The sequence below is a fragment of the Leclercia sp. LSNIH8 genome, assembly GCF_002920195.1.
Taxonomy (GTDB): domain Bacteria; phylum Pseudomonadota; class Gammaproteobacteria; order Enterobacterales; family Enterobacteriaceae; genus Enterobacter.
In genome coordinates this window covers 507,648-514,431 of record NZ_PQJY01000005.1, presented here as the reverse complement: position 1 = coordinate 514,431, position 6,784 = coordinate 507,648, and the positions used below count along the sequence as shown (strand labels likewise).

Here is a 6,784-nt window from a genome sequence, read left to right as displayed (position 1 = left end):
TGCATGTGCTACCGTTCGACTTGCATGTGTTAGGCCTGCCGCCAGCGTTCAATCTGAGCCATGATCAAACTCTTCAATTTAAGTTTGATGCTCGTGAATTAAACTTCGTAATGAATTACGTGTTCACTCAGAGACTTGGTATTCATTTATTGTCCGAGGACGTTAAGAATCCATGTCACTTTGAGTGCCCACACAGATTGTCTGATAAATTGTTAAAGAGCAGTGCAACGCGGCTTTCGCTCACCGTTGCGAGGTGGCGTATATTACGCTTTCCTCTTTCAGAGTCAAGCGATTATTTTCGCTTTTCTCCTCAACCGGCCCGGCTGTTAGTGTGAAGTGATTCACATCCGCCGTGTCGATGGAGGCGCATTATAGGGAGTTCTCCGGCGCTGACAAGCGGAAAACGACAATTTTATTTCAACCGCTCACCTTTTCGCCACAATGCCTATTTTTGCTGCTTTTTGATGGTTTCCGGCAGCGCTGCCAGACTATCAATCACCCAATCCGCTGCATTTTCCGCTTCAGGCGTGACAGGCTTGCCAGTACGCACCAGAATTTTATGCCCCACGCCTGCCGCGGCAGCTGCCTGCATATCTTCCAGTTTATCGCCCACCATATATGAAGCGCTCATATCTATATGAAGGAACTCTTGTGCGGAAGTGAGCATACCCGGGTGTGGTTTTCGGCAATCACAGGTCTGGCGATACTCATCTACGGTTCCCTGTGGGTGATGCGGACAATAATAGATACCGTCCAGATCAACGCCGCGATCCGCCAGTGACCAGTCCATCCATTCCGTTAAGGTCTCAAACTGTGCTTCGGTGAATTTACCGCGCGCGATACCTGACTGGTTGGTGACCACCACCAGCGCAAATCCCATCTCTTTTAATTCACGCATGGCTTCAATAACGCCATCGATGAATTCAAATTCGTCTATCTCATGCACATAACCATGATCGACATTAATTGTGCCGTCACGATCGAGAAAAATTGCGGGTACTGATTTTGCCACCGGTTTGCTCCTGAATAGGGATGTCTGCGTAGTATCTCATGTTTCACTGCGCAAGAAAGTGCTCATCGTGCAGAGTTGGATTGATTTAGACGTCTGGATGCCTTAACATCCGTTTTGTTGACGGTCATCGCCCGTATCAGGCAGCAGAAAATGCCACGGCTAACTTACATACGATAAAAATAATCTAATGATTAAACTTTCGAATATCACCAAAGTGTTCCAGCAAGGGAACCGTACCATTCAGGCGTTGAACAACGTTAGCCTGCATGTTCCGGCTGGACAGATTTATGGCGTCATTGGCGCCTCAGGTGCAGGTAAAAGTACGCTCATTCGTTGCGTTAACTTGCTTGAACGCCCGACCGAAGGTCACGTTCAGGTTGATGGTACGGAACTGACCACGCTTTCAGAAGCAGAACTGACTAAAGCCCGCCGCCAGATTGGCATGATCTTCCAGCACTTTAACCTGCTCTCTTCGCGCACCGTGTTTGGCAACGTTGCCCTGCCGCTGGAGCTGGATAACACGCCCAAAGACGAAATTAAACGTCGCGTTACCGAACTGCTGGATCTGGTCGGTCTGAGCGAGAAGCACGACACCTTCCCGGCCAACTTGTCCGGCGGACAAAAACAGCGCGTGGCGATTGCGCGTGCGCTGGCCAGCAACCCAAAAGTATTGCTCTGTGACGAAGCCACCAGCGCCCTGGATCCGGCAACAACCCGCTCGATTCTGGAGCTGTTAAAGGACATTAACCGTCGACTGGGGCTGACCATTCTCCTTATTACGCACGAGATGGATGTGGTTAAGCGCATCTGCGACTGTGTGGCGGTGATAAGCCAGGGTGAACTGATTGAACAAGACACCGTCAGCGAAGTGTTCTCGCATCCGAAAACCCCACTGGCGCAGCAGTTTATTCAGGCCACGCTGCATCTGGATATTCCGGAAGACTATCTGGCACGTTTAAAGGCGCAACCAGAAGCAAACAGCGTTCCGATGCTGCGGATGGAGTTTACCGGCAAGTCAGTTGATGCCCCGCTGCTGTCTGAAACCGCCCGCCGCTTCAATGTGAATAACAACATTATTAGCGCGCAGATGGATTACGCCGGTGGCGTGAAGTTCGGCATCATGCTGACTGAAATGCACGGTACGCAAGAAGATACGCAGGCGGCGATCGCCTGGCTGCAAGAGCATCATGTAAAAGTTGAGGTACTGGGTTATGTCTGAGGCAATGATGTGGTTGCTGGCACGTGGCGTTTGGGAAACGCTGGCGATGACCTTCGTATCCGGCTTCTTCGGTTTTGTTATTGGCCTGCCGGTGGGCGTGCTGCTGTACGTCACCCGTCCGGGTCAGATTATTGAGAACGCAAAACTTTACCGCACGCTCTCCGCGCTGGTGAACATCTTCCGTTCCATTCCCTTCATCATTCTGTTGGTATGGATGATCCCCTTCACCCGCGTTATTGTGGGCACATCCATCGGCCTGCAGGCTGCCATCGTCCCCCTGACCGTGGGTGCTGCGCCGTTTATCGCCCGCATGGTTGAGAACGCGCTGTTAGAGATCCCGTCGGGGCTGATTGAAGCGTCCCGCGCGATGGGTGCGACGCCGATGCAGATTGTACGCAAAGTCTTACTGCCAGAAGCCCTGCCAGGTCTGGTCAACGCGGCCACCATCACGCTGATTACTCTGGTGGGTTACTCAGCGATGGGTGGTGCGGTAGGCGCCGGTGGTCTGGGACAGATCGGCTATCAGTATGGTTACATTGGCTACAATGCTACCGTTATGAATACCGTGCTGGTTCTGCTGGTTGTACTGGTTTATCTCATTCAATTCTCTGGCGATCGCATCGTCCGGGCTGTTACGCACAAATAACGTTACACAACACAAACTCGACGAGTTAAGGATAAAAACATGGCGTTTAAATTTAAGACCTTTGCTGCGGTAGGCGCGCTGATCGGCTCTCTGGCACTGGTAGGTTGTGGCCAGGACGAAAAAGATCCAAACCACATCAAAGTGGGCGTTATCGTGGGTGCGGAGCAGCAGGTTGCAGAGACGGCAGCGAAAGTGGCGAAAGAGAAGTATGGCCTGGACGTGGAGCTGGTGACTTTCAACGATTATGTTCTGCCTAACGAAGCGCTGAGCAAAGGCGATATCGATGCTAACGCCTTCCAGCACAAACCGTACCTGGATCAGCAGATCAAAGATCGTGGCTACAAGCTGGTTGCGGTAGGCAATACTTTCGTTTACCCAATCGCGGGCTACTCCAAAAAAATCAAATCATTAGAAGAACTGCAGGACGGTTCTCAGGTAGCAGTACCTAACGATCCAACCAACCTTGGTCGTTCCCTGCTGCTGCTGCAGAAAGTGGGTCTGATTAAACTGAAAGATGGTGTTGGCCTGCTGCCGACCGTTCTGGACGTGACCGAGAACCCAAAAAACCTGAAAATTGTTGAACTGGAAGCGCCACAGCTGCCACGTTCTCTGGATGATGCGCAGATCGCCCTGGCGGTTATCAACACCACTTACGCCAGCCAGATTAATCTGACGCCAGCGAAAGACGGTATCTTCGTGGAAGACAAAGACTCTCCGTACGTTAACCTGATCGTTACCCGCGAAGATAACAAAGATGCGGAAAACGTGAAGAAGTTCGTGCAGGCTTACCAGTCTGATGAAGTTTACCAGGAAGCAAACAAAGTCTTTAACGGTGGTGCAGTTAAAGGCTGGTAATCTTACCTTTGTGTAATATCATTCAGGACGGGCGTAAGCCCGTCTTGTCATTTATGCAGGCAACTGATTCAATATCTGACGATTTGATTATTCATTGAGGAAATAATATGCGTGCTTTACCGATCTGTCTTTTAGCACTGATGCTGAGCGGTTGTTCTATGCTAAGCAGATCTCCTGTTGAACCTGTTAAAAGCACAGCAACCCCGCCGAAAGTGGAGCCTGAAAAGCCAAAAGCACCACGTCCTGCGCCGGTCAGAATCTATACCAAGGCTGAAGATTTAGTGGGTAAACCGTTCCGCGATCTGGGTGAAGTCTCCGGCGAATCTTGCCAGGCTACCAACCAGGATTCTCCTCCAAATATTCCTACTGCGCGTAAACGCATGCAGATCAATGCCTCTAAAATGAAGGCCAATGCGGTTCTGCTGCACAGCTGCGAGGTCACCAGCGGCACACCTGGCTGCTATCGTCAGGCCGTTTGCGTAGGTTCAGCCCTTAACGTCTCGGCGAAATGAGTGCATTCCAGTTCGAGCAGATAGGCGTTATTCGCTCACCCTATAAAGAGAAGTTTGCCGTGCCACGCCAGCCCGGTCTGGTGAAAAGCTGTAGCGGCGAACTTCACTTGCTCGCGCCGTATAATCAGGCCGATGCCGTGCGCGGACTGGAAGCGTTCAGCCACCTGTGGGTGCTGTTTATCTTTCATCAGACCATGGCTGGCGGCTGGCGCCCCACCGTGCGCCCACCTCGTCTCGGCGGTAACGCCCGGATGGGAGTGTTTGCCACGCGCTCGACCTTTCGTCCAAACCCTGTCGGTATGTCGCTCATCGAACTGAAAGGCATTCGCTGCCAGAAGGATCAGGTGATTCTGGAGCTTGGCAGCCTGGATCTGGTGGACGGTACACCCGTAGTGGATATCAAACCTTATCTGCCCTTTGCCGAAGCCTTACCGGATGCGCGTGCCAGCTACGCCCAGCAGGCCCCCCAGGCAGATACGCCGGTCTGGTTTACCGATGCGCTCACCCCCCAGTTGATTCAGCTGGAGAAGCGCTATCCTCGCCTGCGGGAATTTATCATCGAGGTGCTGGCCCAGGATCCCCGTCCGGCCTATCGCAAAGAGGAAGAGGCCGGGAAAACCTACGCCGTCCTGCTGCTGGATTTTAACGTTCGCTGGCGCGTTACCGCGGCCGGCTTTGAAGTGTTTGCCCTCGAGCCTCAGTAATTTTATCCTCTTCTCTTTTGGCATCTTTGCCACACTGGTAAACTAAACCACTTTTTTTGTGTCAGGCTGCCGGTCAGCCTGTTCCACTCTTCGAAATGGAACCGTAACAACATGCGTACTAGCCAATATCTGCTCTCCACTCTGAAGGAGACACCTGCCGACGCCGAGGTGATCAGCCACCAGCTGATGCTGCGCGCCGGGATGATCCGCAAGCTGGCCTCCGGGTTATACACCTGGTTGCCGACCGGCGTGCGCGTCCTGAAAAAAGTCGAAAACATCGTGCGTGAAGAGATGAATAACGCCGGTGCTATCGAGGTGTTAATGCCGGTAGTTCAGCCCTCTGAACTGTGGCAGGAGAGTGGTCGCTGGGAGCAGTATGGTCCGGAACTGCTGCGTATTGCCGATCGTGGCGATCGTCCATTCGTTCTCGGTCCAACGCATGAAGAGGTCATTACCGATCTGATCCGCAACGAGCTGAGCTCATACAAGCAGCTGCCGCTGAACTTCTTCCAGATCCAGACCAAATTCCGTGATGAAGTGCGTCCACGTTTTGGCGTCATGCGCTCTCGCGAATTCCTGATGAAAGATGCTTACTCTTTCCACACTTCTCAGGAATCGCTGCAGGAGACCTATGACAAGATGTACGAAGCGTACAGCAAAATCTTCTCCCGCATGGGGCTGGATTTCCGCGCCGTTCAGGCTGATACCGGTTCTATCGGCGGTAGCGCATCCCATGAGTTCCAGGTGCTGGCACAGAGCGGTGAAGATGATGTGATCTTCTCTGACTCCTCTGATTACGCCGCGAACATTGAGTTTGCAGAAGCGCTGGCGCCAAAAGCACCGCGTGCTGCGGCAACCGAAGAGATGAAGCTGGTTGATACACCAAACGCGAAAACCATCGCCGAGTTGGTTGAGCAGTTCAATCTGCCGATCGAAAAAACGGTTAAAACCCTGCTGGTGAAATCCACCGAAGGCAGCGCCTACCCGCTGGTTGCTCTGCTGGTCCGTGGCGATCACGAGTTGAACGAAGTGAAAGCCGAGAAGCTGCCACAGGTTGCAAGCCCGTTAACCTTCGCAACGGAAGCGGAAATCCGCGCCGTCGTCAACGCAGGCCCGGGTTCCCTGGGTCCGGTGAATATGCCTGTTCCTGTTGTGGTTGACCGCACGGTTGCCGTGATGAGCGACTTCTCTGCTGGCGCGAACATCGACGGCAAACACTATTTCGGCATTAACTGGGATCGCGACGTCGCGACGCCAGAAGTGGCGGATATTCGTAACGTGGTGGCAGGCGATCCAAGCCCGGACGGCAACGGCACCCTGATGATCAAACGCGGTATCGAAGTCGGGCATATCTTCCAGCTGGGTGATAAATACTCCCGTGCACTGAACGCCGCCGTTCAGGGTGAAGATGGCCGTAACCAGATCCTGACCATGGGCTGCTACGGTATTGGGGTGACCCGTGTGGTTGCTGCCGCTATTGAGCAGAACTATGACGAGCGTGGCATCGTCTGGCCGGACAACATCGCTCCGTTCCAGGTGGCGATCCTGCCGATGAACATGCATAAGTCCTACCGTGTGCAGGAGCTGGCGGAAAAACTCTACAGCGAGCTGCGTGCGCAGGGTATCGAAGTGCTGATGGACGATCGTAAAGAGCGCCCAGGCGTGATGTTTGCGGATATGGAACTGATCGGCATTCCGCACACCATCGTGATCGGCGATCGTAACCTCGATAATGACGAGATCGAGTATAAGTATCGTCGTAACGGTGAGAAGCAGATGATCAAAACCGGTGACGTGCTTGATTATCTGGTGAAAGCCATCAAGGCGTAAGCCATA

The 6,784-nt window shown here is 52.9% G+C and carries 7 protein-coding genes and 1 rRNA gene; 6 read left to right on the top strand and 2 right to left on the bottom strand.

Annotation, left to right across the window (positions count from 1 at the left end):
- Nucleotides 1–80, bottom strand: a 16S ribosomal RNA gene (locus tag C3406_RS17105); the annotation flags it as partial.
- A 365-nt stretch (nucleotides 81–445) separates the two neighbouring features.
- Nucleotides 446–1,012, bottom strand: coding sequence for a D-glycero-beta-D-manno-heptose 1,7-bisphosphate 7-phosphatase (gene gmhB, locus C3406_RS17095; protein WP_103823311.1), 567 nt, complete (start codon nucleotides 1,010–1,012; stop codon nucleotides 446–448).
- Between the two features lie 187 nt (nucleotides 1,013–1,199).
- On the opposite strand from gmhB, the gene metN reads away from it, so the two are divergent.
- From metN to proS, 6 genes are all read left to right on the top strand, one after another.
- A complete protein-coding gene (metN, locus tag C3406_RS17090; RefSeq protein ID WP_103178359.1) occupies nucleotides 1,200–2,231 on the top strand; it encodes a methionine ABC transporter ATP-binding protein MetN in 1,032 nt (343 codons plus the stop codon).
- The gene (locus C3406_RS17085; protein WP_039030285.1) at nucleotides 2,224–2,877 is read left to right on the top strand and encodes a methionine ABC transporter permease MetI; all 654 of its coding nucleotides are present in this window, start codon (nucleotides 2,224–2,226) and stop codon (nucleotides 2,875–2,877) included. Before metN ends, C3406_RS17085 begins: the two co-directional genes overlap by 8 nt.
- A 39-nt stretch (nucleotides 2,878–2,916) precedes the next feature.
- Entirely contained in the window at nucleotides 2,917–3,732 is an 816-nt protein-coding gene (gene metQ, locus C3406_RS17080; RefSeq protein ID WP_039030286.1) for a methionine ABC transporter substrate-binding lipoprotein MetQ, read from the top strand.
- A gap of 107 nt (nucleotides 3,733–3,839) precedes the next feature.
- Complete coding sequence (gene rcsF, locus C3406_RS17075; protein ID WP_103178358.1) at nucleotides 3,840–4,244, top strand: Rcs stress response system protein RcsF; 405 nt, start codon at nucleotides 3,840–3,842, stop codon at nucleotides 4,242–4,244.
- Nucleotides 4,241–4,948, top strand: a complete 708-nt coding sequence (gene tsaA / locus C3406_RS17070) for a tRNA (N6-threonylcarbamoyladenosine(37)-N6)-methyltransferase TrmO (RefSeq protein WP_103823310.1) — start codon at nucleotides 4,241–4,243, stop codon at nucleotides 4,946–4,948. Before rcsF ends, tsaA begins: the two co-directional genes overlap by 4 nt.
- Nucleotides 4,949–5,059: 111 nt before the next feature.
- Nucleotides 5,060–6,778: a proline--tRNA ligase gene (proS, locus tag C3406_RS17065; RefSeq protein ID WP_103823309.1), complete on the top strand. Its 1,719-nt coding sequence runs from the start codon at nucleotides 5,060–5,062 to the stop codon at nucleotides 6,776–6,778.
- Nucleotides 6,779–6,784 lie beyond the last annotated feature (6 nt).